General features: G+C 51.7%; 29 protein-coding genes. 7 read left to right on the top strand and 22 right to left on the bottom strand.

What is annotated here, in order from left to right:
* Positions 1-3: 3 nt before the first annotated feature.
* On the bottom strand, positions 4-633 hold the full coding sequence (gene plsY / locus B0I18_RS11070) for a glycerol-3-phosphate 1-O-acyltransferase PlsY (RefSeq protein WP_106522772.1): 630 nt from the start codon (positions 631-633) through the stop codon (positions 4-6).
* A gap of 91 nt (positions 634-724) precedes the next feature.
* On the opposite strand from plsY, the gene B0I18_RS11065 reads away from it, so the two are divergent.
* Positions 725-1,396 (top strand): DUF1345 domain-containing protein, encoded by a 672-nt coding sequence (locus B0I18_RS11065; RefSeq protein ID WP_106522771.1) that lies wholly within the window; start codon positions 725-727, stop codon positions 1,394-1,396.
* Positions 1,397-1,472: 76 nt separating this feature from the next.
* On the opposite strand, the gene B0I18_RS11060 is transcribed toward B0I18_RS11065, so the two are convergent.
* The 6 genes from B0I18_RS11060 to B0I18_RS11035 all read right to left on the bottom strand — a co-directional run bounded on the left by B0I18_RS11060 (position 1,473) and on the right by B0I18_RS11035 (position 7,177).
* A complete protein-coding gene (locus B0I18_RS11060; RefSeq protein ID WP_146146718.1) occupies positions 1,473-2,213 on the bottom strand; it encodes a hypothetical protein in 741 nt (246 codons plus the stop codon).
* Between the two features lie 192 nt (positions 2,214-2,405).
* Positions 2,406-3,584 carry an acetyl-CoA C-acyltransferase gene (locus B0I18_RS11055; RefSeq protein WP_106522769.1) on the bottom strand — a complete coding sequence of 393 codons (1,179 nt, stop codon included), beginning with the start codon at positions 3,582-3,584 and terminating at the stop codon, positions 2,406-2,408.
* Positions 3,585-3,751: 167 nt separating this feature from the next.
* Positions 3,752-5,089 (bottom strand): signal recognition particle protein, encoded by a 1,338-nt coding sequence (gene ffh, locus B0I18_RS11050; RefSeq protein WP_106522768.1) that lies wholly within the window; start codon positions 5,087-5,089, stop codon positions 3,752-3,754.
* A gap of 158 nt (positions 5,090-5,247) precedes the next feature.
* The gene (locus tag B0I18_RS11045) at positions 5,248-5,970 is read right to left on the bottom strand and encodes a hypothetical protein (RefSeq protein WP_106522767.1); all 723 of its coding nucleotides are present in this window, start codon (positions 5,968-5,970) and stop codon (positions 5,248-5,250) included.
* Positions 5,960-6,853 (bottom strand): MbnB/TglH/ChrH family RiPP precursor modification enzyme, encoded by an 894-nt coding sequence (locus tag B0I18_RS11040; protein ID WP_181358427.1) that lies wholly within the window; start codon positions 6,851-6,853, stop codon positions 5,960-5,962. Before B0I18_RS11040 ends, B0I18_RS11045 begins: the two co-directional genes overlap by 11 nt.
* A gap of 93 nt (positions 6,854-6,946) precedes the next feature.
* Positions 6,947-7,177 (bottom strand): hypothetical protein, encoded by a 231-nt coding sequence (locus B0I18_RS11035; protein ID WP_106522765.1) that lies wholly within the window; start codon positions 7,175-7,177, stop codon positions 6,947-6,949.
* A gap of 347 nt (positions 7,178-7,524) precedes the next feature.
* Between B0I18_RS11035 and tsaE the strand changes: the two genes are divergently transcribed.
* From tsaE to B0I18_RS11010, 5 genes are all read left to right on the top strand, one after another.
* Complete coding sequence (gene tsaE, locus B0I18_RS11030; protein ID WP_106522764.1) at positions 7,525-7,956, top strand: tRNA (adenosine(37)-N6)-threonylcarbamoyltransferase complex ATPase subunit type 1 TsaE; 432 nt, start codon at positions 7,525-7,527, stop codon at positions 7,954-7,956.
* Positions 7,957-8,069: 113 nt separating this feature from the next.
* A complete protein-coding gene (locus tag B0I18_RS11025) occupies positions 8,070-8,990 on the top strand; it encodes an ABC transporter ATP-binding protein (protein ID WP_106522763.1) in 921 nt (306 codons plus the stop codon).
* Between the two features lie 46 nt (positions 8,991-9,036).
* On the top strand, positions 9,037-10,320 hold the full coding sequence (locus tag B0I18_RS11020; protein WP_106522762.1) for an ABC transporter permease: 1,284 nt from the start codon (positions 9,037-9,039) through the stop codon (positions 10,318-10,320).
* A 107-nt stretch (positions 10,321-10,427) separates the two neighbouring features.
* Positions 10,428-11,303 (top strand): hypothetical protein, encoded by an 876-nt coding sequence (locus B0I18_RS11015; protein WP_146146717.1) that lies wholly within the window; start codon positions 10,428-10,430, stop codon positions 11,301-11,303.
* A 50-nt stretch (positions 11,304-11,353) separates the two neighbouring features.
* Positions 11,354-12,355 carry a fumarylacetoacetate hydrolase family protein gene (locus B0I18_RS11010; protein ID WP_106522760.1) on the top strand — a complete coding sequence of 334 codons (1,002 nt, stop codon included), beginning with the start codon at positions 11,354-11,356 and terminating at the stop codon, positions 12,353-12,355.
* A 145-nt stretch (positions 12,356-12,500) separates the two neighbouring features.
* Here the strand turns inward: B0I18_RS11010 and B0I18_RS11005 are convergent, their stop codons facing one another.
* Positions 12,501-12,803 (bottom strand): ATP-dependent Clp protease adaptor ClpS, encoded by a 303-nt coding sequence (locus B0I18_RS11005; RefSeq protein ID WP_245882085.1) that lies wholly within the window; start codon positions 12,801-12,803, stop codon positions 12,501-12,503.
* Positions 12,804-12,914: 111 nt separating this feature from the next.
* Between B0I18_RS11005 and B0I18_RS11000 the strand changes: the two genes are divergently transcribed.
* Entirely contained in the window at positions 12,915-13,454 is a 540-nt protein-coding gene (locus B0I18_RS11000) for an RNA methyltransferase (RefSeq protein WP_106522758.1), read from the top strand.
* Between the two features lie 75 nt (positions 13,455-13,529).
* Here the strand turns inward: B0I18_RS11000 and B0I18_RS10995 are convergent, their stop codons facing one another.
* From B0I18_RS10995 to B0I18_RS10930, 14 genes are all read right to left on the bottom strand, one after another.
* On the bottom strand, positions 13,530-13,994 hold the full coding sequence (locus tag B0I18_RS10995) for a protein-disulfide reductase DsbD domain-containing protein (protein WP_106522757.1): 465 nt from the start codon (positions 13,992-13,994) through the stop codon (positions 13,530-13,532).
* Positions 13,995-14,113: 119 nt separating this feature from the next.
* Positions 14,114-14,434: a preprotein translocase subunit SecG gene (gene secG / locus B0I18_RS10990; RefSeq protein ID WP_106522756.1), complete on the bottom strand. Its 321-nt coding sequence runs from the start codon at positions 14,432-14,434 to the stop codon at positions 14,114-14,116.
* Complete coding sequence (locus B0I18_RS10985) at positions 14,431-15,192, bottom strand: hypothetical protein (protein ID WP_106522755.1); 762 nt, start codon at positions 15,190-15,192, stop codon at positions 14,431-14,433. The genes secG and B0I18_RS10985 overlap by 4 nt, the downstream gene beginning before the upstream one ends.
* Positions 15,193-15,237: 45 nt before the next feature.
* Positions 15,238-15,744, bottom strand: coding sequence for an LptE family protein (locus tag B0I18_RS10980; protein WP_106522754.1), 507 nt, complete (start codon positions 15,742-15,744; stop codon positions 15,238-15,240).
* Positions 15,745-15,867: 123 nt separating this feature from the next.
* Positions 15,868-16,893: a chorismate synthase gene (locus tag B0I18_RS10975; protein ID WP_106522753.1), complete on the bottom strand. Its 1,026-nt coding sequence runs from the start codon at positions 16,891-16,893 to the stop codon at positions 15,868-15,870.
* Positions 16,894-16,944: 51 nt separating this feature from the next.
* The gene (aroA, locus tag B0I18_RS10970; RefSeq protein ID WP_106522752.1) at positions 16,945-18,210 is read right to left on the bottom strand and encodes a 3-phosphoshikimate 1-carboxyvinyltransferase; all 1,266 of its coding nucleotides are present in this window, start codon (positions 18,208-18,210) and stop codon (positions 16,945-16,947) included.
* Positions 18,211-18,215: 5 nt separating this feature from the next.
* A complete protein-coding gene (gene aroB / locus B0I18_RS10965) occupies positions 18,216-19,232 on the bottom strand; it encodes a 3-dehydroquinate synthase (protein ID WP_106522751.1) in 1,017 nt (338 codons plus the stop codon).
* Between the two features lie 42 nt (positions 19,233-19,274).
* A complete protein-coding gene (locus B0I18_RS10960) occupies positions 19,275-20,369 on the bottom strand; it encodes a chorismate mutase (protein WP_106522750.1) in 1,095 nt (364 codons plus the stop codon).
* Positions 20,370-20,416: 47 nt separating this feature from the next.
* Positions 20,417-21,265, bottom strand: coding sequence for a prephenate dehydrogenase (locus B0I18_RS10955; protein WP_106522749.1), 849 nt, complete (start codon positions 21,263-21,265; stop codon positions 20,417-20,419).
* 37 nt (positions 21,266-21,302) lie between these two features.
* Positions 21,303-22,454, bottom strand: coding sequence for a pyridoxal phosphate-dependent aminotransferase (locus B0I18_RS10950; RefSeq protein ID WP_106522748.1), 1,152 nt, complete (start codon positions 22,452-22,454; stop codon positions 21,303-21,305).
* Positions 22,455-22,468: 14 nt separating this feature from the next.
* Positions 22,469-23,317, bottom strand: a complete 849-nt coding sequence (locus B0I18_RS10945; RefSeq protein WP_106522747.1) for a prephenate dehydratase — start codon at positions 23,315-23,317, stop codon at positions 22,469-22,471.
* Positions 23,318-23,583: 266 nt separating this feature from the next.
* Positions 23,584-24,357 (bottom strand): tryptophan synthase subunit alpha, encoded by a 774-nt coding sequence (trpA, locus tag B0I18_RS10940; protein WP_106522746.1) that lies wholly within the window; start codon positions 24,355-24,357, stop codon positions 23,584-23,586.
* Between the two features lie 5 nt (positions 24,358-24,362).
* On the bottom strand, positions 24,363-25,586 hold the full coding sequence (gene trpB / locus B0I18_RS10935) for a tryptophan synthase subunit beta (protein ID WP_106522745.1): 1,224 nt from the start codon (positions 25,584-25,586) through the stop codon (positions 24,363-24,365).
* Positions 25,570-26,190, bottom strand: coding sequence for a phosphoribosylanthranilate isomerase (locus B0I18_RS10930; protein ID WP_106522744.1), 621 nt, complete (start codon positions 26,188-26,190; stop codon positions 25,570-25,572). Before B0I18_RS10930 ends, trpB begins: the two co-directional genes overlap by 17 nt.

Below are 26,190 nucleotides of genomic sequence, written 5' to 3'. Positions count from 1 at the left end.
TCGTTATTTCCTGCGTTTGATCAGGCGTACTTTGCTTTCATTACCGGCAAGCAGCCTGCTGATGTTTTTATGATGGGTAAGCACTACCATACAAGCCGTAGCAATGGCAAACAGTTTATAAGAGATCTCGGGCGCCTGGTCTTTAAAAATAAAGAGGATCAGTACGGGGAAAGCCACGCTGGCCGCCATAGAGCTCAGGGATACGTAACGGGTCAGGAAGAGCATCAGCAGGAATACGGCCACCAGGCTGATCGCAACAATAGGATGGATAGCCAGGATCATACCGAAGAGGGTTGCAATACCCTTACCGCCCCGGAAACCGGCCCATATGGGAAAGATATGGCCTACTACGGCGCAAAGGCCCAGGCCAACCTGTAAATTAGTAAGTTGTTCGGAACCGGAATGAAAACCGGCAAGATAAGATAACTTCACTGCCACAAAACCTTTCAGCATATCCACGATCATGACGCCGATACCTGCTTTTTTTCCTAAAACCCTGAATGTATTGGTAGCGCCTGCATTACCGCTGCCGTGTTCCCTGATATCCAGTCCGTAAATCCTTTTACTAACCCAAACTGCCGTTGGTATGGAGCCGATCAAATATGCAAAAACCAGGAGAATTATGATACTCATTTACTTATTTAAAGTTTATTGGAAAAGGCAAATATAAGAAACATTTCCAGAAATAACCTTTATTACAAATAATCATTATCTTAGAACTATAATGAGCAAAAAAGCACCGGTTTCTCACCGCTTAAGTGGCGCAAAAAAGCTGGCAATCAGCGCATTGGCAGGCATCATTACCTACTTGGCCGCATCCGGGGCCGGCACCCAGCAAGCCCTGTGCATCCTGCTCGGCTGGGATATTTTCTGTCTTTGTTTCCTGCTGCTGAGCTGGGTCGGTTTTTTTAAACCACTCAGTCACAGCGTTATGCGCAGGGAGGCACAATTGCAGCACGAAAAGGGCATTACCGTATTCGTACTGTCGCTGTTGGCCACGATGGCCGGCTTCCTTACGGTATTCCTGCTCCTGCTTGGCCGCAAAGAGCATAGCCAGCTCTCGTTCCTGCTGGTAACCGCCTTCCTGGGCCTGCTGCTGTCCTGGACCCTGGTACATACCCTCTTTACCACGCGGTATGCCTATATGTTTTATGCCGACCACCGGCAGCACCCCGAGGTACATGCCGGCGGACTGGAGTTTCCCGAGGAGCCCCAGCCCGGCTTTCTCGATTTCGCCTATTTCTCGTTCGTGATCGGTATGACTTTCCAGGTATCCGATGTCGCGGTCAGTTCTTCGCGCTTACGCAAAACGGTGTTGCTGCATGGCCTCATCTCGTTTGGCTTCAATACCATTATCGTGGCGCTCACCATCAACCTGATTGCAGGCCTTTCTTAAGGCGCCGCTCCCCCGGTAAAACGGCAGGCCGCTTGTAGTAAGCGGCCTGCAACAAGTTTTTTCACCGGGGGATGTATTAATGTTTCTTCAGGAAGTATACCACTTTGTAGTCGTCCTCGATCAACAGCTCGTTGGGCGTCTGGCGCAGCACCTTTACGGTAACGGGTTGGTTAAGCGTGGTAAGCAGGCTGATTTCACCGCCCTTTATGCCGGCTACTTTCCAGGCGATATTCGAGGCCAGTATCATATAGCCCTTTTGTCCATTCCGGGATTTTTGCGCTTTCCCTTTGCCGGCAGTTGCATACAACTCCAGTTTCCGGAAGTAGGGAATATTCTTCACATCGGCATCGGCGCCTTCCCTGAGGCTTTTCTTGTAGACCAGCCAGGTGCCATGCAGTTGTTTCTGGTTTAGCTTGGTCAACGGCTCGTCCGGTATGCGGTTTTGTGCGGCAAATTCGGGAGCATCGGCAGCTACCATGCCTTTGGGCTCGCGTGTAAATACATGGACCAGTTTACCATACTTCAAGCGCAGTTCGCCCTCTTCGTTTTTTACGACGTGGAAGGTGCGGCTGCCGATATTGAGCGAATCCTGGTTTACAGTACCCCGGTAGGCATAACCGCCAATCACGACGTCGATAGCCTGACGGTCGGTCGTATTGACAAATACCGTATCGGTATAGTGTACCGGCTCGTCTTTAAGGTTGAGGCGCAGGCTTTCTTTCCAGCGGTTGGGCGAGTATTCTTCCTGGGCAGCGGCGCGGTTAAGGGTAAAAAGTGCCAGAAGCACGGCTGTGCTTCGTAATGTAGATCTGTTCATCAGGTTTGTTAAGGGTGGGTTTTGTGTTTACTAAACAAATGTAAAATAAGTCATCTATAAAAAACACGACCTTAATGAAAACTTTACCTGCGGGCCCCAAATTTGAACATTCATTAACATTTTCCCCGAATGCTATAAACGCGTAAAGCTGCCCTTACCAGGACAGCTTTACAATGCTATTTATGTTACCGCTTAGATACGCTCGATCACTACCGCGCTGGCGCCACCGCCACCGTTGCAGATACCGGCTGCGCCGATCTTCGCATTTTTCTGTTCCAGTACATTGATCAGGGTAACCAGGATACGGGCGCCACTTGCACCCAGCGGGTGACCCAGTGCTACCGCACCGCCGTTTACGTTTACCTGCTCTGGTTTCAGGTTCATTTTCTGACAGTTGGCAATGCCCACCACGCTGAAGGCTTCGTTCAGTTCGAAGTATTCTACGTCTTCCAGTTTCAGACCTGCTTTGGCTACGGCTTTAGGCACGGCTTTGGCGGGCGTTGTGGTAAACCACTCCGGAGCCTGCTCCGCATCGGCATAACCTTTGATAACCGCCAGGGGCTTAATGCCCAGGGCATCGGCCTTTTCGCGGCTCATCAGTACCAGGGCGGCAGCGCCGTCGTTCATGGTAGACGCGTTGGCAGCAGTTACCGAACCACCTTTTACGAAGGCTGAGTTCAGCGCCGGAATCTTATCGAATTTTACGTTAAAAGGCTCTTCGTCTTTTTCAAATTTAATTGGATCGCCTTTACGCTGCGGAATCTCTACCGGTACGATCTCGTTGGCAAAGCGGCCTTCGTTAACGGAAGCCTGGCTGCGCTGGTAGCTCTGGATGGCAAATGCATCCTGCTCTTCGCGGCTGATATTGCACTCCGAAGCACACAGCTCGGCAGCATTACCCATAGGATAGTTGTGGTATACATCGGTAAGACCGTCTTTGGCCAGGCCGTCGATCAGGCTTACGTTACCATATTTATTACCCCAACGCAGGTTAGGACTGTAGAAAGGCACATTGCTCATGCTCTCCATACCGCCGGCAACCACCACATCGGCATCGCCCAGCATAATAGCCTGTGCACCCTGCATTACCGCTTTCATACCGCTGGCACATACTTTGTTCACTGTAGTACAGATCACATTGTCGGGCAGACCTGCAAATTTAGCCGCCTGGCGGGCCGGAGCCTGGCCCAGGTTGGCCTGCATAACACTGCCCATCAGCACTTCATTCACTTCGTTCACATCCAGGCCTATCTTATCCAGTGCTCCTTTAATGGCTATCGCACCCAATTGGGTAGCAGAAAAATCTTTTAATGATCCACCCCAGCTACCTATGGGAGTGCGTACGGCAGATACGATAACTACTTCTTTCATTTTATGATTTTTTTAAAAAACGGGACAAATGTAGCGAATTTACTGAACTGTTGTTCACAACAACGCCGGGCGGCATGCCCGGGCCATACAAAAGCCCCTTACAACAATATGTAAGGGGCTTATTTTTATATTTTTATAACCAGGCGTTGCCGGGCCCGTATCCTTAATTACTTACGGCCCATCATCGGCATACCCATACCCGGCATACCCATACCTTTAAACTTATTCATCTGCTTCATCATACCCCGCATCTGCTCGAACTGTTTCATAAAGGCATTCATTTCGGAGATATCCTTACCGGCGCCCACGGCAATACGCTTGCGGCGTGCAGGGGTGATGATATCGGGATTAGCGCGTTCCTGCGGCGTCATGGAGTCGATCATGGCTTCGATCCCTTTAAAGGCGTCGTCGCTGATGTCGATATCCTTGATGGCTTTACCGATACCGGGGATCATACCCAACAGGTCTTTGATATTACCCATTTTCTTGATCTGGCCCAGCTGGGTTTTAAAATCGTCGAAATCAAATTTATTGGCCCGGATCTTCTTTTCGATCTTTTTGGCTTCTTCCTCGTCGAACTGGTCCTGCGCGCGCTCTACCAGCGAGATGATATCGCCCATACCCAGGATACGCTGTGCCATACGCTCGGGGTAGAACACATCGAGGGTATCGAGCTTTTCGCCCATGCTCACAAACTTGATGGGCTTGGTTACGGTATACTGGATCGAAAGGGCAGCACCACCGCGGGTATCACCGTCGAGCTTGGTCAGTACCACACCGGTAAAGTCGAGGCGGTCGTTAAAGGCTTTGGCAGTATTTACGGCATCCTGGCCGGTCATCGAATCGACAACGAACAGGATCTCTCTCGGGTTTACGGCATTTTTAATATTGGCCACCTCGGTCATCATGGCCTCGTCTACGGCCAGGCGGCCCGCGGTATCGATAATCACGACGCCGTTGCCATCTTTTTTAGCCTGGGCGATCGCGTTCAGCGCGATCTGTACCACATCTTTATTTTCGGGTTCGGTATATACCGGTACTTTAATTTGTTCGCCCAGTACCTGCAGCTGGTTGATCGCCGCCGGACGGTATACGTCGCCGGCTACCAGCAGTGGTTTTTTATGTTTTTTGGTATTGAGGTAATTGGCCAGTTTGCCGGAGAAGGTCGTTTTACCCGAACCCTGCAGACCCGCAATCAGGATAATGGTCGGTTTGTCGCTCAGGTCAAGCTCAGTTTCGGTACCACCCATCAGTTCCACCAGCTCGTCCTTAACGATCTTTACCATCAGTTGCCCGGGCGAAACGGCGGTCAGCACTTTTTCACCCAGCGCTTTATCTTTTACTTTATCGGTAAATTCTTTGGCTATTTTATAGTTCACATCGGCATCCACCAGGGCACGACGTATCTCTTTTACCGTAGTGGCTACATTAATTTCAGATATACGGCCTTCTCCTTTTAAAAGTTTAAAGGCCGAGTCGAGGCGGTCGCTTAAATTATCAAACATGATCTCAGATGCTTTTGAAAGGTTGCAAAGTTAATCAAATTGTGCAACAGATGAAGCTAAAGTTTAACAGGTTTCCCGTGCCCGGTCCATACCGGTACGGGCGCCGCAGTGACGCCCATGGCAAAACAACAAAAGTGGCTATGGAAGCGGTTTTGCGACTATTGCAGCGCACCGCAAAGTACCAGGCCCTGGTCGACAAGGTCCTGGGGCATGCTTTCCTCGGGCAGGTTACCCTGCTCCAATGCCGCAGCCAGGGCAGCGGTAACCGGGAAAAGTTCGAGGCGGGTAATGTACCGCATCAGGAAAGGTCCGCCGGCTGGCGGTATAAGGGGGGCCGCCGCGGTATGGTCGTAAGTAACCATGGCTTCGGCCAGTAATTGGGGATCGACCGTGGTGCGCAGCACACGCACGGCAGGATGCAGGCTGAAAATGCCCGGAGCGGCCGGCGGCTGCATACCGAAACGGATATCGTTCAACCCGTCTTCCAGGCGGATCACGTCGCGCAGGAATGGGGCATCCAATCCATCCCGGTCTATTTTTTCTTTTAAAAAATCGCTGAACAAAACGATCTCTTCTTTAAACTGGAAAGCCGTTTTGGGATATACTTTCCAGAATTGCTGTACGATACCGAGCAGTTGTGGCCGCAATACCTTGAAGGTATAGGGCATAAAGATGGACAGGGGTGTCATCCGGTTGGTCTGGTACAGCATATAGTTAATACGCATGCCCTTTTGCTGCAGCATATACAGCAGCCGGTCGCGCTCGGCGGGCGTAAGCTCAAACTCTGCCTCCAGCAGTGCAGGGTCGGCGGCATAGGCCTTACCCTTTTGCGGACTGGCCACGATCGCGGCAAGCGCCAGTTGGTACGACTTAAGCGACATGGCTGGGCGTTTTATGTAAATCCCACAAAGCACGGGCACGCTGCAACTCGCGGGCCACGCTTTCAAAACCGATCAGCGGCAGGTACGATTCATCCACTTCGAAGGTGATGCCCCGCAGCCTGGGCGCCCTGGGCAATACATAATCGAGCAGCTCCCATACCACTTCAGGGCAAGGCCCCGAATGCGAGTCCATACGCATACCGCCTATTTCGTCGCCACCCGCTATATGAATCTCCTCTACCATGCTTAGATCGAGGCTGTCGATAAAGGCAATAGGGTCGAAATTAAAATTGACGGCATTGACATACACGTTATGCAGGTCGAGCAGGAAACCACAGTCGCCTCTTGTGCATAGTGCCTTTACAAATTCACCTTCCGTAAACTCTTCGTCGGGGATCTCGGTAAAATAAACATTGTTCTCAATAAAGAACGGCAGATCGATACGCGAGCGGATATAACGCGTCTTTTTGATCAGCATCTCCAGCGATTCCGAATCGTAGGGTATCGGCAAGGCCAGGCAGGTATTGTACTCGGGTTGCCCTTCTTCGATCAGTTTGGAGTAGGAGAGGTGGTCGCTGTGCCAGTGAAAGCCGAATTCCCGGTGCATCTGTATTACATTTTCGAGGTATTCCTCGTCGAAATAGCCGTCGGTACCCAGCGAAAACCCGACATGATGCGCTACCATAGGCCAGCGGCGCGCCAGCCGGCGCACAGTATCCCATTCGCGCGGCGCCTGTACAAACCGCCCGGGCTGCCCGGGCCCTTTGTCCTGCAACAGGATATCGGGGGTTATTTCCACGTAGTCGATGGTTTCGGGGTAGAGATCGAAGTAAGGATCCAGGGCCATATTATACATCAGCCCTATCCCGGTCGGCGTTTTCATAGGCATGTTTTTACAGGGGGTACAAAAAAAATCACAGAGCCTGGTCGCATCCAACAACCCAGGCTCTGTAACTCTTTCAGGCGTAGCAGCAGATTACAGGTTATTTAATCCGTCGAGGATATCCATGCAGAATTCTTTAGCTACAGTGGCGTTAGCACCGGAACGGCAGGCCGGGCAGCACTGTGGCGGAGCTACAGTCAGGGGTACGCACTTTTTCAGATCGCTTGCAGCAACATCGATACCACCGGCTACATTCTGCTGTGCAGAAAGGCTCATTACAGTTTTACGGGTCAGGGTCAGTTTTACAGGTGTGTTCTTTTTCATTGGTCTTCTTTTTTTAGTTTATAAGATTCCTACTCTGTTTAAGGATTTTCGGATTACCTCCTTTTTATCGTAAAAAACAAATATCGCATTAAAGCGATAAATATAATATCTTTTTGTGTTTTTTAGTGAAAAATAATCACGTAATTACAAATAACTAATAAACAATTGTTTAAAGAAAAAATATTGTACCAACGCGCCGTTACCCGTTACCAACCGATGGTCTGACGGTACATAATCTATTGCGGGAGGTCGAAAATCTGCCCGCGGGCCCGTAAATACCACCTTTTGCAGCGGTGCAGGAAACCGGACTTTCTGCTGTAAAACAGTTTAAGTAATTTGCAGCCCATATGCAGATCACTTATACACTCAACAATATAGCAGAGGCGGTACAGCAATTCTGGCAATATGCACAGGACTACCGCATCATGGCTTTCAGCGGTACACTGGGCGCCGGCAAGACTACCTTTACCAGTGCGCTGTGCCGCTACCTGGGTGTACAGGATGCAGTAAGCAGCCCTACCTTCAGCCTGATCAATGAATATACTTTTGTACAGGAGGGGCAGGAGCGCACCATTTACCACTCGGACTGGTACAGGCTGCACGATGCCGACGATGCCATTAATGCAGGCATAGAAGATATGCTGCAGGGCAAGGGCGCCTATTGCATTATCGAATGGCCGGAACGGGCCCCCGAGCTCTTACCTCCGGGTACGCTCTACGCTTCGTTTTCTTTGCTCTCGCCCGACGAAAGGCAGATCAGCGTGAGCATTACCGGCTAATCCCCCCTTAACGGGTGATTAATATCTGCAGGCTTTCCTGCAACTTTGAGTTCCTTTAAATTCGTAACCTGTATTGACCAGCTCCCGATATCCGGAAGTAATAAACTAACACTATGGCTCTACTTTCAGTCCAGCACCTGAAAAAATATTATGCCACGCAACGCGCCGTCGACGACATCAGTTTCGATATCGCGCCGGGCAGCATTTTTGGCCTGCTCGGTCCTAACGGCGCGGGCAAAAGCACCTTGCTGCGCATGATCACCGGCATATTCTACGCCGACTCCGGTAATATTCTCTTCAACGGCGAGCCTTTCGACTCCGGCCGTCACATCGGCGAGATCGGTTATATGCCCGAAGAAAGAGGGTTGTATAAAAAAATGAAGATCGGGGAACAGGCGGTATACCTGGCCCAGCTGAGAGGCCTTTCGAAAAGTGAAGCCGAGTTCCGCAGCAAACAATGGTTCAAAAGGCTGGACATGACCACCTGGTGGAATAAAAAAGTGGAAGACCTGAGTAAAGGTATGAGCCAGAAGCTGCAGTTTGTAACCACGGTGATCCATAACCCCAAACTGCTGATCCTCGACGAACCCTTCAGCGGCCTCGACCCGGTAAATGCCAATGTACTGAAAGACGAGATCTTCCGGCTGGCACAGGAAGGCACTACCATTATCTTCAGTACGCACCGTATGGAGCAGGTAGAAGAGATCTGCGACCAGATCATCCTCGTCAACCAGGGCAAAAAGATTTTGGATGGCAGTGTAAAACAGGTGAAGCAGGACTTTAAGGAAAACCTCTTCAGCCTTACGCTCAGCAATCCCGATGCCCCCCTGCCTGCCGACATACAGGTATTGAAACAAGAGCAGAACAAACTGATGTTCCACCTGAATGAAAATGTGCCGGCCAACCAGGTACTGCTGCATTATATCAACCAGGGCAACAACATTCTTGCTTTCGAAGAGATCCTGCCTTCGCTCAACGATATCTTTATCCGTTTAGTACAGGGCACTCCGGCTGCACGGGAATTCGTGGCATAAGCTCTAATACCGTCGTTATCCCATTTCCAACACAACAAGCAAGACAATGAAAACACTCATTATTATAAAAAGAGAGTACCTGACCCGGGTACGCAAGCGTTCCTTTATTATACTTACCCTGCTGATACCAGTACTGCTGGTGGGCATGGTGGCGCTGGTAGCCGGTATCTCGCTCAGCTCCGGCGACCAGAAAAAGATAGCCGTACTGGACGAAAGCAAAACCTTTGACCAGAAGCTGGAAAGCTCCAAAAAGATCAGCTTCACCTTTGAGCATACCCCGCTCGAAACCCTGAAGCAAAGCCTGGCCAAAGAACAGTACGATGCCGTATTGTATATACCGCCTTTCAATAAAAACGAAAAAGCGAAGTTTAACCTCTTCAGCGAAAAACAACTGGGTATGGAAGCCCAGAAAGATATCGAGAACCAGCTTAACGATATCGTGATGCAGGACCGGATGCAGGAAGCCGGCGTGGATAAAGATAAACTGCGCTTCCTCCAGGACGAGACCATTTCGGTACAACCCAATGTGGAAGGCAAGGCTACCAGCAACGAAGCCGCTTTCGGCATCGGTTATGCCTGCGGCCTGCTGTTGTATATGTTCATGCTGTTTTATGGTATGAGTGTTATGCGCAGCGTTATGGAAGAGAAGACCAACCGTATTGCCGAGATCATTGTAAGCTCGGTAAAACCTTACCAGCTCATGCTGGGTAAAATAATCGGCGTAGCCCTGGTAGGCCTTACGCAGTTCCTGATCTGGATCGCGCTGATCGTGATCGCCATGACGGTACTGGCAGGATCTATGGGTGCAGGCTTTGCTTCCAACCCCGAGGTCATGAACCAGGCAGCAGCACAGGCCAATACCGGCAACGATGTTGCCGCGGGTATTTCGGCTATGCTGCATAGCGTTAACTGGCTGCAGATTTCGCTGTGGTTCCTGTTTTACTTCCTGGGCGGCTATTTCCTCTATGCCTCTTTATTCGCCGCAGTGGGCAGCCTGGTCAACGAAGATCCGCAGGAGTCCAACCAGCTTACCATGCCCATTACCCTGCCCATCATCCTGGGTTTTGTAATCATGTCGTCGGCCATTAAAGACCCCAATAGCGGCCTGGCGCTTTTCGGCAGCCTGTTCCCGCTCACCTCCCCTATCGTTATGATGGCCCGTATTCCCTTTGGCGTACCGGGCTGGCAACTGGCCTTGTCGGCAGTATTGCTGGTGGGCGGCTTCCTGGGCACTACCTGGATGGCCGGCAAGATTTACCGTACCGGCATCCTGATGTATGGCAAAAAAATAACGTTTAAAGAAGTGGGCAAATGGCTCATGAAAAAATAAAATGATGATAAGGCGGCCTCGGGCCGCCTTATTTTTTTGTGTATGCGGCATTGGTATTGCGCAACAAATATTGCCCTACCTTTGCGCCGTTTAATTATTCCGGATTCATGAAGTTCAAATTTAGCGCACCGATCGCCAGCCTGCTGCTGATCGCACTTTCCGCCACCTCCTCATTCGCGCAACGCGAGGGTAAAAGTTATATGGGCATCGTAAAAAACGGGAGCCTGTATTTTAGCTGGGGTTACAATACTGAATGGTATACCCGCTCTACCGTACACGTAAAACAGCCGGGCCTGGGCAACGACTATAAAATGGTCAATGTAAAAGCGCACGACCGCCGCGGCTGGGACGAAGACTTTTTCAATACCGCATTAACCGTACCGCAATACAACTACCGCCTCGGTTATTTCTTCAACGAAAAGCAGGACTTCGCTTTCGAGATCAACTTCGACCATACCAAGTACATCATTACCGAAGGCCAGGAGGTAAGGGTACAGGGCAAAAGAGAGGGCAAGGAAGTAGATGAGCGCGTCAACTTTTCGGGCGATAACGGCTTCTATTACTTCCTGAACAATGGCGCCAATTTCCTGTTGTTTAACCTGGTTAAGCGTTTCCAGATTTATCATACCAATAATAAATACCTGAAAGTAGACCTGCTGACCAAAGCCGGTATCGGACCGGTTATCCCGCATGTAGAGAACTCGCTTTTCGGACAGGCCAATAAACCAGGCTTCCAGATCGGCGGCTGGAATGCGGGTGTGGAAACAGCATTGCGGGTTACCGCGTTTAAATATGGCTACCTGGAATTTGCGCAGAAGTTCGACTATGCCCGGTACAGCGGCCTCAAAGTGTATGAAGGTACCGCCCGCCAGGCCTTTGGTTGTTACGAGCTGATCTTGAGCCTGGGCTTTACCCTGCCTACCGGCAAGAACAATGCCCAGTTCAAATCGCATAAAGCAGCCGCCGCGACCCCGGCCGAATAATACCCGGATGATCTGAACTATTTTTTTGAATATCTAAAAACAGTATTAAGGTGAAATTAGTAACGTATATCAACAACAACAGGGAGCAGGTTGCTTTCTATATCGATGGACAACTGTACAACCTGAGCGAGGCCGATAACCGCCTGCCGCAAACCATGATGCAGATGCTGGAAGACTGGGAACGCCTGTCGGCCATAGCCCGCGAAGCTGAAGCCAATATCAAGGGTGGTTCACTCACGATCGAGTCGCGCGATTTCGAGCAGGTACAGGTACTGGCCCCGGTTCCGAAGCCCACCTCCTGCCGCGATGGTTATGCCTTCCGGCAACACGTAGCTGCGGCCCGCCGCAACCGTAAGGTAGACATGATCCCAGAATTCGATCAATACCCGATTTTCTACTTTACCAATCATAACGCCATACAGGGCCCTGGTCCTATCGACTGTATGCCCGACCATTTTGAGAAGCTGGACTTCGAACTGGAAGCCACAGCCATCGTTGGTAAAAAAGGCCGCAATATCAAGGCTGCCGAGGCCGACAGCTATATTGCCGGTTATTGCATCATGAACGACATGAGCGCACGCCGCCTGCAAATGGAAGAAATGCTGCTGAACCTCGGCCCTGCCAAAGGCAAAGATTTCTCTACGGTAATTGGTCCCTGGATGGTAACCCCCGATGAGCTGGATGCGTACCGCATACCGGCTAAAGAAGGCCATACCGGCGCGGCATTTAACCTTAAAATGACCTGTAAGGTAAACGGCATCCAGGTAAGCGAAGGTAATGTAGGCGATATGGACTGGACCTTTGCCGAGATCCTGGAGCGTTGCGCTTATGGCGCCGATATCCTGCCCGGCGACGTGATCGGCAGCGGTACGGTGGGTACCGGTTGTTTCCTGGAACTGAACGGCACCGGCAAACTTAATAACCCCGATTACAAGGAGCAATGGCTGCAACCTGACGATGTAGTAGAAATGGAAATTGAAGGTATGGGCCGCCTGGTCAATACGATCAAGAAGGTCGATACCGATTTCTCTATCCTGGCCTTGAAGAAGTAGTCAAAGGGACGCTGTCATCCTGAGCGCAGCGAAGGATCTCATCGGTTAGCTGGCTTTGATAAAGTTAGCCACCAGGGGAGCCGCCTTTATAAAACATACCTATTTTCAAAAAGAAACGGCGCCGATGGCGCCGTTTCTTTTTGAATCAATTATCTATCGTCGAATTAATACCCCGGTCGATCATCGCCTCGCACATGGGGCGCAAGGTATCGAAGTCGCCTTTCTTCACTGCATACTTACCCTGGTAATGGATCAGCAGGGCACATTGCTCTGCCTGCTCCGGCGTATGCGCACAAATCTCAATCAACGATTCAATTACCCAATCGAAGGTATTGACATCGTCATTCCACAAGATCAAATGACAAAGACGGTCGTCCAATACATCGGTATCGAACTGCTCTTTTTTCCAGGGGTTAAACTCCGCCATTGATTTTTGATACGGTTCCATAGTTGTAGTTTCAGGCAATTTTTGCGGAAAGTCTTTTTGGCTCCCGTTTATTTACTACAAAATTAGTAAACAATATTTTTTCAAAACAACATTTCTTTTCTTTGCAGCATTATGATTTCAAAAAGTTTTACAAAAAAGACAATCGAGGAGCTGGATAGGTTCAGCGTGGCCGAAATAAAAGAAATCACCCGTTTTCCCGTCTGGATTATCCTGGACGATGTGCGGAGTATGCATAATGTAGGTTCGGCCTTCCGTACAGCAGATGCCTTTAACGGCGCGGGCATCTGCCTCTGCGGATATACCCCCCAGCCTCCCCACCGCGACATACACAAAACAGCCCTTGGCGCTACCGAAACCGTACCCTGGCAATATGCGCAGCAGGTAAGCCAGGCCCTGGTACGGCTTAAAGAAGAAGGCTACCAGGTATGGGCCGTGGAACAGGCTCACAACAGCATAGCCCTGCAGGATATCAGCTTCGACCCTACCGATAAAATAGCCCTGGTATTTGGCAATGAAGTAAGCGGCGTAAGCGACGAAGCGCTGGCCCTTTGCGACGGCTGTATCGAAATACCGCAATGGGGCGCCAAGCATTCGCTCAATATTTCGGTAACGGTTGGCATCGTACTCTGGGAGATCGTAAAAAAACTGTAAGTCAAAATTTTACCCATATAAAAAAGCCGGTAACCCCGAGGTCCCCGGCTTTCTGCATATGATACCACGTCCCGGTCAGGGCGCTGTTGTTTCAAAAAGTTCGGTTGCCGGCGGGTAACACATTTCTTCGTTACAGGTCTGGAATTCAACGCCGCCTTTGATGCGGGTACCGGCTGGCGCCTTAAAGTCGCGGTAAAAAGTAATTTCATGCTGGTGCCAGCGTACGGCGCCCTCTATAAACGCAAGGGTTTGTACAACAGGCGGCGCCTGCTCTTTCCAATCGCTGGTCCAGGCGCCCTTGGCCAGGGTAGCCGATACAAAGCTGGTGGGGATCAACGAGCCGTCGCCGCCGGCATCCAGCGCCCATATGTGAAACCCCTTATCCATTATGGCATGCGCCTCCAGGCGATACTCCCCGTTTTTTTTCTTCTGAACGATAAAACTCCAGTGTACCGGTTTCTGGGCCACGGGCTTTAGCTGCGCAGTAGCCGGCAAGGCAAGGCCAAGGGCTACCATCATCAATAGGACTACCTGTTTCATGATCTTAATTTAGGTCAAATATAACCTAAAACAAACTGTTGCAACTTAATAAAATGTAAAGGCCCGCTTTTACAAACGGGCCTTTAACTATAAGGTATGTTTTTAACAAGCAGATAATATTATTTGGCAGGAGCAGCAGGTTTCTGACCTTGCTGTTGCTGTTGTTGTTGCTGCTGGGCAGCCTGGTCTTTTTCGCGACCGGCATTAGGGTTGATACGGCCCAGGGTGAATACAGAACCCACACAAAGTACAGCGATAATGGCCATGGTATACCAGGTTCCTTTTTCCATTACGTCGCCGGACTGCTTCACGCCCATCACCTGAGTGCCAATGCTGCCGAATGATCCGGACAGGCCACCACCTTTGGGTTTCTGAATCAGCACAAAGAACCCAAGCACCAGGCAGGCAATCATAATGATTATAACGATCAAGGTTGTCATATTTCTAAATCTTTTTGTAAATTTTCTATTTTGGCAGCAAAATAAGTATTTTTTTCAGGATTAAGCAAACTTAATTTCTCATATATCTCGATTGCTTTTTGCGCCTTACCCTGGCGGGCGTATACCTCTGCCATGGATTCGCTTACCCAGTCGTCGTTCCGGGCAATGGAATTAACCGCCATTTCGAATACGGATTCCGGTATTTCGTCGCTCTCTTCCTCGATAGCAGCAGCCAGTTTTTGCTTTTGCCACATGGTTTTGAGCGCTTTCTGCTCGGCTTCTTCCTCTTTTTCCTTGCGGCTTTTGGTATTGATATAACTCAGCCATTCTTCGAAACTCATCACCACCAGCAAGGATTTTTCTTCCTCGGTATGCGGCGCAAGTTCCTCCGCCTCCGGCAGGTCGCTGGACACTTCAATGCCCTGCTGGGAAAAATAATCGGCGACCATAGCCGGCTGTTGAGTTATACCCAGCGCCTCGAGCAGGTCGGTTTCCGGCACTACGGGCTCTTCCATCAGTACTTCCAGTTGCTCTTCGACCGGGTCGAGCAATTGTTGCAACACCACCCTGTTGGCCGGGAAAGCCTGCAGTAGCGCGTACAGGTGCTGCGCGTCCTGCTGTAAGGCGATATGTTTCAGGTAGTGCCCGGGCAGGAAATAGGGATAGTCCTCCGTCAGCTTTTGCAAAAGCTGCGGAACAACGCCCTGGAACTGATCCGGATCCCTGAGCCAGCCTGTGATCGTATCTGTAGTAATCAAAAGTATAAATTTATAATATAGCGGTAGATATTGCAGGCGCGGGCCTTACCAGTTTACAAAAGCCTTATTGAAAATATCGTCGGCCAGCTGGTTGCCGATCTCCTCGATCAGCCTGCCCTCCACGGATTGTAACTGCTCATTGGCCCTAAAGTCGGCAAAGCGCCCAAAACTCTGTTTAAAACTGGCCTTGTCGTCGCGCCGGTTGGTAAAGGTTACTTCTACGGTAATCGTAAGCCTGTTATCCGAGGCCTGGTTGGTACCCTGCAAACCTGAAATAGAAACGTTATAACCGGTAATGACACCTTTCACATCGTAATCCGCGGTCTCGGTATTTACGGCCGCAAGACCGGTCTGGGATAGGATCCTGTTCCTGATCTTATCGGTGAGCGAAGGACTCAGGGTAGGCACCACATTCATCGCCCGGTTTTCGAGGGTCCTGATATTGATCGTTTTGCCCTCGATACTGGCGCCGCTAAGGCTGTACACCCCGCAACTGCCCACAAAGGCAAATAATGCGACCAGCAATAAAGATAACCCAATACGTATTTTCATATTCCGCTGCGAAATTAAGCTATTTCCGGAATTTACTCCCGGAATTCCCGCAGTTCCGTTGCTATAGAACGTTACAATTTTTCTAAATCGTATAACATATCAAAACTGTTGCAGTTAGGGCTGCTACCTGCCCTGCAACCCTGTTCCGGCAACCCGGTCGCGATGCGTAAGCAACAGCAGGTCGGCCAGGGCTATAGCGGTCATGGCTTCGACGATAACCGGCGCCCGCAGGGCCACGCAGAGGTCGTGGCGGCCTTTTACGGAAAAAATTTCCTGCTGCCCGGTTTCCCAGTTCAGCGATTCCTGCTCCTTAGGCGTAGACGAGGTGGGCTTGATGGCGATGCGGAACACCAGCTCGTTACCATTGCTGATACCGCCCACGATACCACCGGCATGGTTGGTTCGTGTTTTACCGGAAGCATCTTCGATACTATCGTTATGCTCGCTGCCAAACATACGCGCCGCACCAAAACCCGCGCCGAATTCTACACCTTTAACAGCAGGAATAGCAAACAACGCATGGGCCAGCACAGACTCCATGCTATCCCAGAAGGGCTCGCCCAGGCCGGCCGGCAAACCGGAACAACGGCATTCGATAATACCGCCTATGGTATCCTTAGCGGCAATCGCCTTGTCCAGTCCCTTATCCAGGTCCGGCTCACCACCGATCTCGAGGATCGAAGCGCGGATAGCTATTTCTTGTTGCAGCAATGCCGCGATCAGTTTTTTGGCCACCACACCCGCCGCAACGATACCCACGGTAAGCCGCGCGCTGAAGTGACCACTGCCGCGGTAGTCTTCAAAACCACCGAATTTTTGATGGGCTACAAAATCGGCATGCCCGGGCCGGGGTATGGCCCGCTGCTTTTCATAATCGCCGCTGCGGGTGTTGCGGTTTTCGAACAGGATCGTAAGCGGCGCGCCGGTACTGTAATCGTTAAACAGACCGCTCAGGAACAGGGGCAGATCGTCTTCTTTCCGGGGTGTCGTGCCTTTTTGCAGTCCGCCTTTACGCCGTTCCAGGTCGGGCAGGAAAGCCTCCAGGCCCAGCTCCAGGCCCGCCGGCACACCGTCTATCGTAACGCCGGCACAGGCGCCATGCGACTCGCCAAATACGGCTATTCTAAAAACTCTGCCGAAAGTATTCATATCAGGAATTGTATTTGCACCATGTAATGTAAAAAGAAAATCCCGGTTCTGCTAGGCTGTGGCGAGGCTTTCCAGGTCGTCGAAAAAGCGGGGATAGGATTTCGATACGGCTTCGGCCGCTTCGATCAGCACGGGACCATCGGCTGCCAATGCAGCAACCGCGCAGGCCATGGCAATACGGTGATCGTGGCGGGAATGTACCACAGCGCCCCGTATAGCTCCCCCTTTGATCAGCATCTTATCGTCCTGCAGGGTAATGGTTATACCCATCTTGCCGAATTCCTCCTGCAGGGTAAGCGCCCTGTTACTCTCTTTGTGTACCAGCCTATCTACCCCTTCGATAACGCTGGTACCGGCGCAACAGGCGGCCAGGGCCACCAACGGCGGAAACAGGTCGGGACAATGGGTAGCATCGAAATGAAAAGGCTTAAGGTTATTTTTACGCACCGTTACTTCATCGACCTGGATGGATAGATGGCAACCACAATCCTGCAGGGCTTCGAGCACTTTTTTATCGGCCTGCTCCGAAAATACATCCAGCCCCTTTACCGTTACGCTCCCGGCTATAGCGCCGGCTACCATCAGCATAGCCGCGCTGCTCCAGTCGGCCTCTACCGTAAAATCAACTTTACGCGGAACATCGCTTTTCTCATACTGCTCCGGGAAGTAGAAACTTTCGTATTGCTGGTTAACAGGCGCCGGCAACCCGAAGTCTTTCATGATCTTCAGGGTAAGATCCACATAGGGCCTGCTTTTCAGCCCCTCTACCACGATGCGTTTACCGGAAGCGCCTGCGCCTGCATAAGCAAACAGCAGTCCCGTAAGGAACTGGGAACTCAGCCCGCCATCGATATGGATATCGGCCGGCTGTAAGGGGCCTTGTACCTGCAGGGGCAGGCAACCCTTATCGCTTGCGGCCACTACGCCGAGCTGCGGCAATAAGGTATCCCAGAAGCTCATGGGCCGGGTCAGCAGGCTACCTGCACCGGTTATGGTCATCGGCCGGTCGAGCAAGGCCACTATGGGCGTAAACATACGCACCGACAAACCGCTTTCACCACAATGAATAACACTGCCTGCAGCCTTGATACCGGCCGAGGATATGGTAAGCGTATCATCGTCGGTATAATTTACGGTAGCCCCAAGGTCGGTAATGATCTGCAGGGCGGCCTGGTCGTCGTTAGACCGGCCATAGTTACGGATCACCGTTTCGCCGCCTTTAAGCAATGCAGCCGCACAGGCACGCTGCATCACACTCTTGGAAGCCGGCGCCATAACGGTTCCTTTTACCGCACCGGGCTTTATCTTTATTTCCATGTTCTTTATAGTGCTATTTGTTGTCGCAGGGTATCGACAGACAGGGGTTGGATAACCGCCTTGCCCAACGTTTCCAGCAGGATGTAATGAATAAGCCCGTTCGCTTTTTTCTTGTCGGCCTGCATCAGGTGCAGCGCCTGGTCCTTATCGAAGTCCATTGATACCGGCAGGCCGTAACGCTCCAGCAGTGCGACGAGCCGGCCGGTAGCCGGAAAGCCGGTATGCTGTTCGGAAAGTTTTGCCGCAAACACCATACCTATAGCCACCGCAAAACCATGCGGCAACTGGTACACATTCTCGATGGCGTGTGCCAGGGTATGCCCGAAGTTCAGCAGTTTGCGGTCGCCCTGCTCCAGTTCATCCTGCGCTACGATGCCCGCTTTCAGCAAAGCATTCTTCATAACCAGCTTATGCAGGAGTTGCCCGTTCTTTTGAAAATCTTCGAGCCGGTGCTGTTCGAGCAGGCCAAACATGGCTTCGTCGCGGATACAGGCATGTTTAATGATCTCGGCCCAGCCATTGATCCATTCTTCTTCCGGCAAGGTTTGCAATAAACGATAATCATAAAGCAGGAACTCCGGCTGGCGCACCAGGCCGATCATATTTTTAAAGGCCCCGATATCCACCCCGTTTTTGCCACCGATAGCGGCATCCACCATAGCGAGGATAGAGGTAGGCACAAAACCGCAGCGTATGCCCCGTTTATAAATACCGGCTACAAAGCCTGCGATATCCGTTACCACACCGCCGCCAACGCCCACCAGGAGCGCATCCCGGCCGGCATCGAGGGCAATCAGCTGGCGCACCACATCATCCACTGTTTCCAGCGATTTGGAGGCTTCGCCTGCAGGTATCGTGATTACCTGCCAGGGCTTCAGCTCCCGCTGGTAGTGGATCATTACGTTTTCGTCGGTAAGGATAAAACTCTTTTCCGGCGGGGCAAGCTGGCGCAACTGCTCCAGGTCTGCATCAAAGCAGAAGCGGGTCGTACCACCGGGAAAAGCAATGATATGCTCTGTCATCGATTCGTGTATTACGTGTATTAGTTAAGTTTAAAACAGGCATCAGCCATGCTGGTTCATTACGGCATCCTGGTGCTTGATGCTTTCCAGGTGTATGGCATCGAAATACTGGGTAACGAATTCGCGGCTCAGCCCCAGTTTCTCACCGGACTTGCAAACGCGCTCCAGCACTTCATTCCAGCGATTGGTCTGCAGGATGGTAATGCGGTTGTCTTTTTTGTACTGGCCAATCTGCTCAGCTACTTTCATGCGCAGGCTCAACAGCTTCAGCACTTCATCGTCGAGTTGGTTGATCTGCTGGCGCAGCTTTTCGAGGTTGGCATGCAGCTCCTCGGAGGCAATCGTTTCCTTACGCCATACGATATCATCCAACAGTTCTTTAAGTCTTTGCGGGGTTACCTGTTGTTTGGCATCGCTCCAGGCATTATCCGGGTCGATATGGCTTTCGATAATCGCACCATCGTAATCGAGGTCTATGGCATTCTGCGTTACTTCCTGCAGCATATGCCGGTTACCGCAAATGTGCGAAGGGTCGATCAGGAAAGGCACACCGGGGTACCTGCGTTTCATTTCGATGGCCAGGTGCCACATAGGCGCATTCCTGAATTCGGTATTGCCATAGGAGGAGAAGCCGCGGTGAATAAGGCCCAGCTTGTCTACCCCGGCTTTGGCCACACGCTCCATAGCGCCGATCCATAATTCAAGATCTGCATTTACCGGGTTTTTGATGAATACCGGTACATTCACGCCCCTTAAGGCATTGGCCAGTTCCTGTACGCTAAAAGGATTAACGGTAGTACGTGCGCCGATCCAGAGCACATCGATATCGAAGTGCAGCGCATCTTCTACCTGCTTGGCAGTAGCTACTTCCACGGCCAGGGGCAAACCGGTCAGCTTGCGGGCCTGTTGCATCCAGGGCAAGCCTTTGGCGCCTATGCCTTCAAAATTACCCGGGCGGGTACGCGGTTTCCAGATGCCGGCACGCAGGATATCCACCTTGCCGGTCTCTTTAAGCTGGAGCGCTGTTTGTATTACCTGCTCTTCTGTTTCTGCACTGCAGGGCCCCGAAATGATCAGCGGCCTTTTATTCCATATTTTACCGATGACCGATGCATCGGTGGTGCTGTTTGTTTCCATTATACCAGCATGTATTTTCTTGCCGTTGTTTACGGCGGGTTATTCAATTATGATTTACGGTCCAGTACCTGCCTGATCTTGTTAGCGTGTTCCATCAACTCGGTCAGGTAAGTCCAGTTTTCCTTTTCGATACAGGATTTAAACTTGCGCAATTGGGAGATGTGCTCGTTCAGTACGTCCAGTATGTTTTCCTTATTTTGCCGGAAGATGGGCATCCACATAGCCGGGCTGCTTTTGGCGAGCCTTACCGTGCTTTCGAAACCGGCGCTGGCCAGTTCGAAGATGGCGTCTTCTTCCTTTTCTTTTTCCAGAACAGTATTTGCCAGGGCAAAAGAGGTGATGTGTGAGATATGGCTGATATAAGCCACGTGTACATCGTGGTTATACCCATCCATATAAACCGGGTACATGCCCAGCGTTCCATAAAGCTCTTTTACTAAAGCCAGGGCATCTTCATCGCTTTCTTCAGCGTTGCAGATTACATTGGCACGGCCTTTAAAAGCCTGTAAGGTAGCCGCTTCGGGGCCGCTGAATTCCGTACCCCACATCGGGTGTGTGGCCACATACCGTCCTCTTTTTGCATGTCCCTTTACTGCGTCCAGCAGGGACATTTTTGTGGAACCCGTATCCAGTACTACCTGCCGGTCCACCAGGTCGAGCACCCGGGGCAACAGATCGGTACAAACGTTTACGGGTGCACTCAAGATAACCACGTCACTGTTGGCCACAGCCCCGGCGAGATCAGTTACCGCATCGACGAGATTACCCGCCAATGCTTTTGCTGCGTGACTTTCGTTGCTGTCTACCCCCAGTACAACCGAGGCAAAACCCTGGGCTTTTAGTACCAGTGCCATAGACCCGCCGATAAGTCCGATACCCACCACTGCTATTTTCATGATTCAAAGTTAATTATTCGCTTACGCTCTGTTTATATTATTTACTGATCCGTGTTATTGCCTCTTCAAAACGCGCTATATCGCCGCAAAGACTGATCCGGATATACCGGTCGCCCTGGCTGCCGAATATACCGCCGGGCGTTATAAACACACCGCAGCGATACAAGACCTCGTCGCTGAGCGCATAGGCATCTTCGTAGCGATCGGGAATACGGCCCCATACAAAAAGACCGACCTGGTCCGGGGCATAGCGGCAATCCAGCAGCTCCATGACCTGGTATACCTTTTCGCGACGCGCAGCATAGATGGTATTCAGCTCCCGGTACCAATCCTCGCCAAGCCCCAGGGCCGTAACAGCTGCCAGCTGCAGGGGCAGGAACATACCGCTGTCCATATTACTCTTAAACCGCAATACTGCAGCAATATGCGCCGCCGCCCCGCAAAGCACGCCCACGCGCCAGCCGGCCATATTATGCGACTTGCTCAGGGAGTTGAGCTCCAGGGCCACATCTATAGCCCCGGGTATGCTCAAAAGGCTTACCGGCCGGTCGTTCAGGATAAAGCTATAAGGATTATCGTGAACCAGCAGGATATCGTGTTTACGGGCAAACGCCACCAGTGCGGCAAACAAGCCTTCGGGCGCCTGCTGCCCCGTAGGCATATGCGGGTAGTTGACAAACATTAATTTAACGCGGCTCAGATCCTGTGCCGACAAGGCCTCCAGGTCGGGCTGCCAGTCCAGCGCAGCTTCCAGCCGGTAGCTAACAGGAGTTGCCCCGGCCAGGGTAACGGCGCTGGCATAGGTCGGGTAACCCGGGTCGGGGATGAGGGCCTCGTCACCCGCTTCCAGGTAGGTCATACAAATATGCATGATCCCCTCTTTGGAACCCATAAGCGGCAATACCTCAGTTTCCGGGTCCAGGTGCACGGTATACCATTTACGGTACCAGTCTGCAAAAGCCAGGCGCAACGCGGGTACGCCCTTGTAGCCCTGGTAGCCATGTACTTCGGGCGGTGCCGCATGCTGCTGCAGGCTGCTGACTACCGCAGGGTGCGGCGGCAGGTCGGGGCTACCTATACCTAAGTTAATGATGTGTTTACCGGCTTTATTAAGCTGTTCTATTTCCCGCAGCTTTTGGGAGAAGTAGTATTCGGTAACGCTTTCGAGCCGCTTTGCGATCGTAGTCATTGCGTTTTATTTTTTTAAGGGTATAACAGTTGAAGTCCGGCTCTCAGCCCGGCGGCATAAACCCCGTAGAGATGCAGTTCAGTAGTAACCTTGTCCAGTTGTTTCAAAGCCTGGTCCAGCTGTGCCCGGTGTTCAAACTCCAGGTCGGCATGAAAGCTGTATTGCCAGTTGCTGCCCGGTATTGGGAAGCTTTGCAGTTTGCTGAGGTCAATACCGCAGCCGGCAATAACCTGCAAGACCTTGGCCAGGCTTCCTTTCTCGTTATGGACATGAAAATATACCGAGGCCTTGTTGGCCGGGGCCGCTTCGGGCGCTCCTGCATCTCTCGAAAGTACCAGGAAGCGGGTATAGTTATGCTTCATGGTCTGGATATCGGCCGCGGCAACATCGAGCCCGTACAACTGCGCCGCAAGGGTCGAAGCGATACCGGCTATATGCCTGCTTTGGTTTTGCTGTATGTGACGCGCACTAAGGGCGGTATCCTCCGTCTCGACCAGCTTCCAGCTATGCCGGTCCAGGAAGTCCTGGCATTGCAGCAGGGCCATGGGATGCGAATGCACCTCCCTGATCGCACTGAGCGGCGTACCCGGGTATACGAGCAGGTTTTGGCTGATCTCGAGGTACACTTCGCCGATGATCCGGAGCCCGCTTTTCTTAAGCAGGTTATAGTTGGGCAAAATACTGCCGGCAATCGAATTCTCGATCGCCATCAGCGCACCGGCACAACGCTCGTCGTGCTGCGCTTTAGCAACCACCTCGCGAAAGGTAGCACAGGTAAGCACCGCTGTAGATGCCCCGTAAAACCGTTGTGCGGCCACCTGGTGGAAAGAGCCTTCAAATCCCTGAATTGCTATACACTGCATATAGTATTCGTTTGTTTAAGCCCCGCTCCGAACATGACCGGCAATAAAAAATCCCGGCCTTTCCGGACCGGGATTGTATGTAGAAATTAAGTTTTAGTATGCTTTAATCCTGACAAACGAAACCCGGTCCATTCTTAAAATAGAAATAGAAAAAACCAAAATAATATTGCACCTGGGCGTTGTTCATTGCGGGCAAAGATAGGTACAATAATGAAAGAACAAAATATATTTTTTGTAAAAAAGTACAATTTAACAAGGCGCTTACCTTACCGGAACGCTTGTACGAACTCCGCTATATTGCCCCGCAGGTCTGTATTTGCTGCGCCCAGCATACGGATAAAGGCACTGCCTACAATGGCGCCCCGCGTATATTGGCACACACGATTAAAGTCCTGTTTATTGCTGATGCCGAAACCGGCTACCAATGGCTGCGTTAATCCCGAACGGCCGATATGTTCGAAGTAAGCCTGCTGTTCGTCGCTACCGCTGAGCGCGCCGCCGGTGGTGCCCGCCGCAGTAACGAGATAGATAAAGCCACGGCTTAAACGGTCTATTTCCTGCAGGCGGTCGGCGGGTGTTGCCGGTGTTACCAGGAATATCATATGCAAACCCGAAGCCTCCACTATATCCTTGTAATGAAGCGCATATTCTCTTACCGGCAGGTCGGGTATAATAAGCCCGTCGATACCCGCAGCCTTTGCATCGGCGCAGAAGCGCTCCATACCGTATTGCAATACGGGGTTCACATATCCCATCAGCACAAGTGGTATCGCGGTCTCATCCCGGATGCCCTGCAGCTGCCGGAAAAGCAATCCGATACTCATGCCATTGCGTAGCGCAATAGCGCTGCTGTCCTGTATTACAGGCCCATCGGCCACGGGGTCGGAAAAAGGGATACCGATCTCGAGCATATCCGCTCCTGCAGCATCGAGCGACAGGATGATCTCGCGGGTATCGTCGCGACCGGGATAACCGGCCGTAAAGTAAACAGATAAAACAGGTTGCTCCCTGTTTTGAAAAAGATGATCGATCCGGTTCATAAATATTACAAGCTGAAATGTTGGTAAGCAAAAGCAGCTGCAGCAGACCGTTCGGCCGCAGCGGTATGATAAGCGGCAAGATCCTTATCGCCCCTGCCCGACAGGCAGAGCACGATATGATCCTGTGATCCGAAAGATAGCTGGTCAAGGGCCGCAAGGGCATGCGCCGACTCGAGCGCAGGTATGATCCCTTCCAGTTGCATGAGGCGGAATGCGGCATCCAGCGCCTGCCCGTCAGTTGCAGCCAGGAAACGGGCGCGCCCGCTTATATGCAGGTGCGCATGCAGGGGACCGATGCCGGGATAATCCAGTCCGGCGGAAATACTGTAGGGCTCTACGATCTGGCCGTCGGCCGTCTGCATCAGCAGGGTACGGCTGCCATGTATAATGCCTTCGGTTCCGGTAGCAATCGTTGCCGCCGTTTCGCCTGAGCTGATGCCCCTGCCCGCGGCCTCTACCGCTATAAGCGCCACATCCGCATCGTCGAGAAAGTGATAGAAAGCGCCGGCCGCATTGCTGCCGCCGCCTACACAGGCGATAACCGCAGCAGGCAGTTCGCTGCCCGTCTTTTCTTTCAGTTGTGCTCTCATTTCCCGGCTGATCACCTGTTGGAAATGGGTCACCATTTCGGGGTAAGGATCGGGGCCGATCACCGAACCGATGATATAGTGTGTATCGGCCGGATGCGCAATCCAGTAGCGTATCGCCTCATTGGCCGCATCTTTCAGGGTCTTGCTGCCGCTGTGCACCGCTTCCACGGCCGCTCCCAGCAATTGCATACGCTCCACATTGGGCCGTTGCCGTTCGATATCGGTAGCACCCATAAACACCGTGCAGCGAATATCCATCAGGGCACAAACAGTAGCTGTGGCTACACCATGTTGCCCGGCGCCGGTTTCGGCGATCACATGTGTTTTGCCCATCCGTTTGGCCAGCAGGATCTGGCCGATGGTGTTATTGATCTTATGTGCGCCGGTATGGTTCAGGTCTTCGCGTTTAAGATAGATATTCGTTTTATAAAAGTCAGAAAGCCTTTGTGCGCGGTACAGCGGCGAAGGCCGGCCCACATAGTCTTTCAGCAATTGTTCGAACTCGGCGCAAAAAGCAGGATCGTCCTTATAGCGGCGGAATGCCGCTTTGAGTGCTGCTATATTCGCCTGTAATATTTCGGGTACGAAGGCCCCGCCAAAGCGGCCGTAGTAGCCATATTCATCAACTGTGTATTGCATAGATAAAGTTTTTGATCCGGGCCGCATCTTTATAACCCGGTTGTATTTCGAAACGGCTGTTCAGGTCTACGCCTTGTAAACCGGCGAGCTGTAAGCCTTTTAGGGTTGTTGCATCGCCGGGGCCTATACCACCGGCCAGCATAAAAGGCAGAGGCAGCTTATGGTCGCGGAGTAAGGTATGATCGAAGGCCTGGCCCGTACCGCCGTAACCCGCGCCGGGCGTATCGAACAGGAAACGGTCGCAAAAAGGTGCGTAAGCATCCAACTGTTCAAAAGCAAAACCCGGCTGCATCGCAAATGCTTTCCACACCGGTACGCCTGTATTTATACGCCGGCAATAAGCTGGCGTTTCCGCGCCATGCAGTTGTACGATATCGAGCCGGTAACGCCGCACGGCATCCAGCACTTCGGCTTCAGCGGCATCAACAAATACGCCCACTTTCCGAACGCTTTTTAGTTGCCTTACAAACTGCTGTAATGCTGCATCCTTTGCCACGTAACGTTTTGAGGCCGGGTAAAATATAAGACCGATATAATCTGCACCGGCCCCGATTACGGCTTCAATATTGCCGGGCCGGGTAAGGCCGCATACTTTCACTTCCAT

The organism is Taibaiella chishuiensis, assembly GCF_003014535.1.
Classification (GTDB): domain Bacteria; phylum Bacteroidota; class Bacteroidia; order Chitinophagales; family Chitinophagaceae; genus Taibaiella; species Taibaiella chishuiensis.
The sequence above is the reverse complement of the archived record's forward strand: the minus strand, read 5'-3'. Positions and strand labels throughout refer to the sequence as shown.

What these genes read in the sequence shown, in the direction of transcription:
- B0I18_RS11005 (WP_245882085.1), bottom strand. Translation starts at nt 12,803, where the DNA reads ATGGAACCGTATCAAAAATCAATGGCGGAGTTTAACCCCTGGAAAAAA.
- B0I18_RS11060 (WP_146146718.1), bottom strand. Translation starts at nt 2,213, where the DNA reads ATGAACAGATCTACATTACGAAGCACAGCCGTGCTTCTGGCACTTTTT.
- B0I18_RS10945 (WP_106522747.1), bottom strand. Translation starts at nt 23,317, where the DNA reads ATGCAGTGTATAGCAATTCAGGGATTTGAAGGCTCTTTCCACCAGGTG.
- B0I18_RS11025 (WP_106522763.1), top strand. Translation starts at nt 8,070, where the DNA reads ATGGCTCTACTTTCAGTCCAGCACCTGAAAAAATATTATGCCACGCAA.
- secG (WP_106522756.1), bottom strand. Translation starts at nt 14,434, where the DNA reads ATGACAACCTTGATCGTTATAATCATTATGATTGCCTGCCTGGTGCTT.
- ffh (WP_106522768.1), bottom strand. Translation starts at nt 5,089, where the DNA reads ATGTTTGATAATTTAAGCGACCGCCTCGACTCGGCCTTTAAACTTTTA.
- B0I18_RS10930 (WP_106522744.1), bottom strand. Translation starts at nt 26,190, where the DNA reads ATGGAAGTGAAAGTATGCGGCCTTACCCGGCCCGGCAATATTGAAGCC.
- B0I18_RS11015 (WP_146146717.1), top strand. Translation starts at nt 10,428, where the DNA reads ATGAAGTTCAAATTTAGCGCACCGATCGCCAGCCTGCTGCTGATCGCA.
- B0I18_RS10975 (WP_106522753.1), bottom strand. Translation starts at nt 16,893, where the DNA reads ATGAATACTTTCGGCAGAGTTTTTAGAATAGCCGTATTTGGCGAGTCG.
- B0I18_RS11000 (WP_106522758.1), top strand. Translation starts at nt 12,915, where the DNA reads ATGATTTCAAAAAGTTTTACAAAAAAGACAATCGAGGAGCTGGATAGG.
- plsY (WP_106522772.1), bottom strand. Translation starts at nt 633, where the DNA reads ATGAGTATCATAATTCTCCTGGTTTTTGCATATTTGATCGGCTCCATA.
- tsaE (WP_106522764.1), top strand. Translation starts at nt 7,525, where the DNA reads ATGCAGATCACTTATACACTCAACAATATAGCAGAGGCGGTACAGCAA.
- B0I18_RS10980 (WP_106522754.1), bottom strand. Translation starts at nt 15,744, where the DNA reads ATGAAAATACGTATTGGGTTATCTTTATTGCTGGTCGCATTATTTGCC.
- B0I18_RS11035 (WP_106522765.1), bottom strand. Translation starts at nt 7,177, where the DNA reads ATGAAAAAGAACACACCTGTAAAACTGACCCTGACCCGTAAAACTGTA.
- B0I18_RS10995 (WP_106522757.1), bottom strand. Translation starts at nt 13,994, where the DNA reads ATGAAACAGGTAGTCCTATTGATGATGGTAGCCCTTGGCCTTGCCTTG.
- B0I18_RS11040 (WP_181358427.1), bottom strand. Translation starts at nt 6,853, where the DNA reads ATGAAAACGCCGACCGGGATAGGGCTGATGTATAATATGGCCCTGGAT.
- B0I18_RS11045 (WP_106522767.1), bottom strand. Translation starts at nt 5,970, where the DNA reads ATGTCGCTTAAGTCGTACCAACTGGCGCTTGCCGCGATCGTGGCCAGT.
- B0I18_RS11055 (WP_106522769.1), bottom strand. Translation starts at nt 3,584, where the DNA reads ATGAAAGAAGTAGTTATCGTATCTGCCGTACGCACTCCCATAGGTAGC.
- aroB (WP_106522751.1), bottom strand. Translation starts at nt 19,232, where the DNA reads ATGACAGAGCATATCATTGCTTTTCCCGGTGGTACGACCCGCTTCTGC.
- aroA (WP_106522752.1), bottom strand. Translation starts at nt 18,210, where the DNA reads ATGGAAATAAAGATAAAGCCCGGTGCGGTAAAAGGAACCGTTATGGCG.
- B0I18_RS10960 (WP_106522750.1), bottom strand. Translation starts at nt 20,369, where the DNA reads ATGGAAACAAACAGCACCACCGATGCATCGGTCATCGGTAAAATATGG.
- trpA (WP_106522746.1), bottom strand. Translation starts at nt 24,357, where the DNA reads ATGAACCGGATCGATCATCTTTTTCAAAACAGGGAGCAACCTGTTTTA.
- B0I18_RS11065 (WP_106522771.1), top strand. Translation starts at nt 725, where the DNA reads ATGAGCAAAAAAGCACCGGTTTCTCACCGCTTAAGTGGCGCAAAAAAG.
- B0I18_RS10950 (WP_106522748.1), bottom strand. Translation starts at nt 22,454, where the DNA reads ATGACTACGATCGCAAAGCGGCTCGAAAGCGTTACCGAATACTACTTC.
- trpB (WP_106522745.1), bottom strand. Translation starts at nt 25,586, where the DNA reads ATGCAATACACAGTTGATGAATATGGCTACTACGGCCGCTTTGGCGGG.
- B0I18_RS10955 (WP_106522749.1), bottom strand. Translation starts at nt 21,265, where the DNA reads ATGAAAATAGCAGTGGTGGGTATCGGACTTATCGGCGGGTCTATGGCA.
- B0I18_RS11020 (WP_106522762.1), top strand. Translation starts at nt 9,037, where the DNA reads ATGAAAACACTCATTATTATAAAAAGAGAGTACCTGACCCGGGTACGC.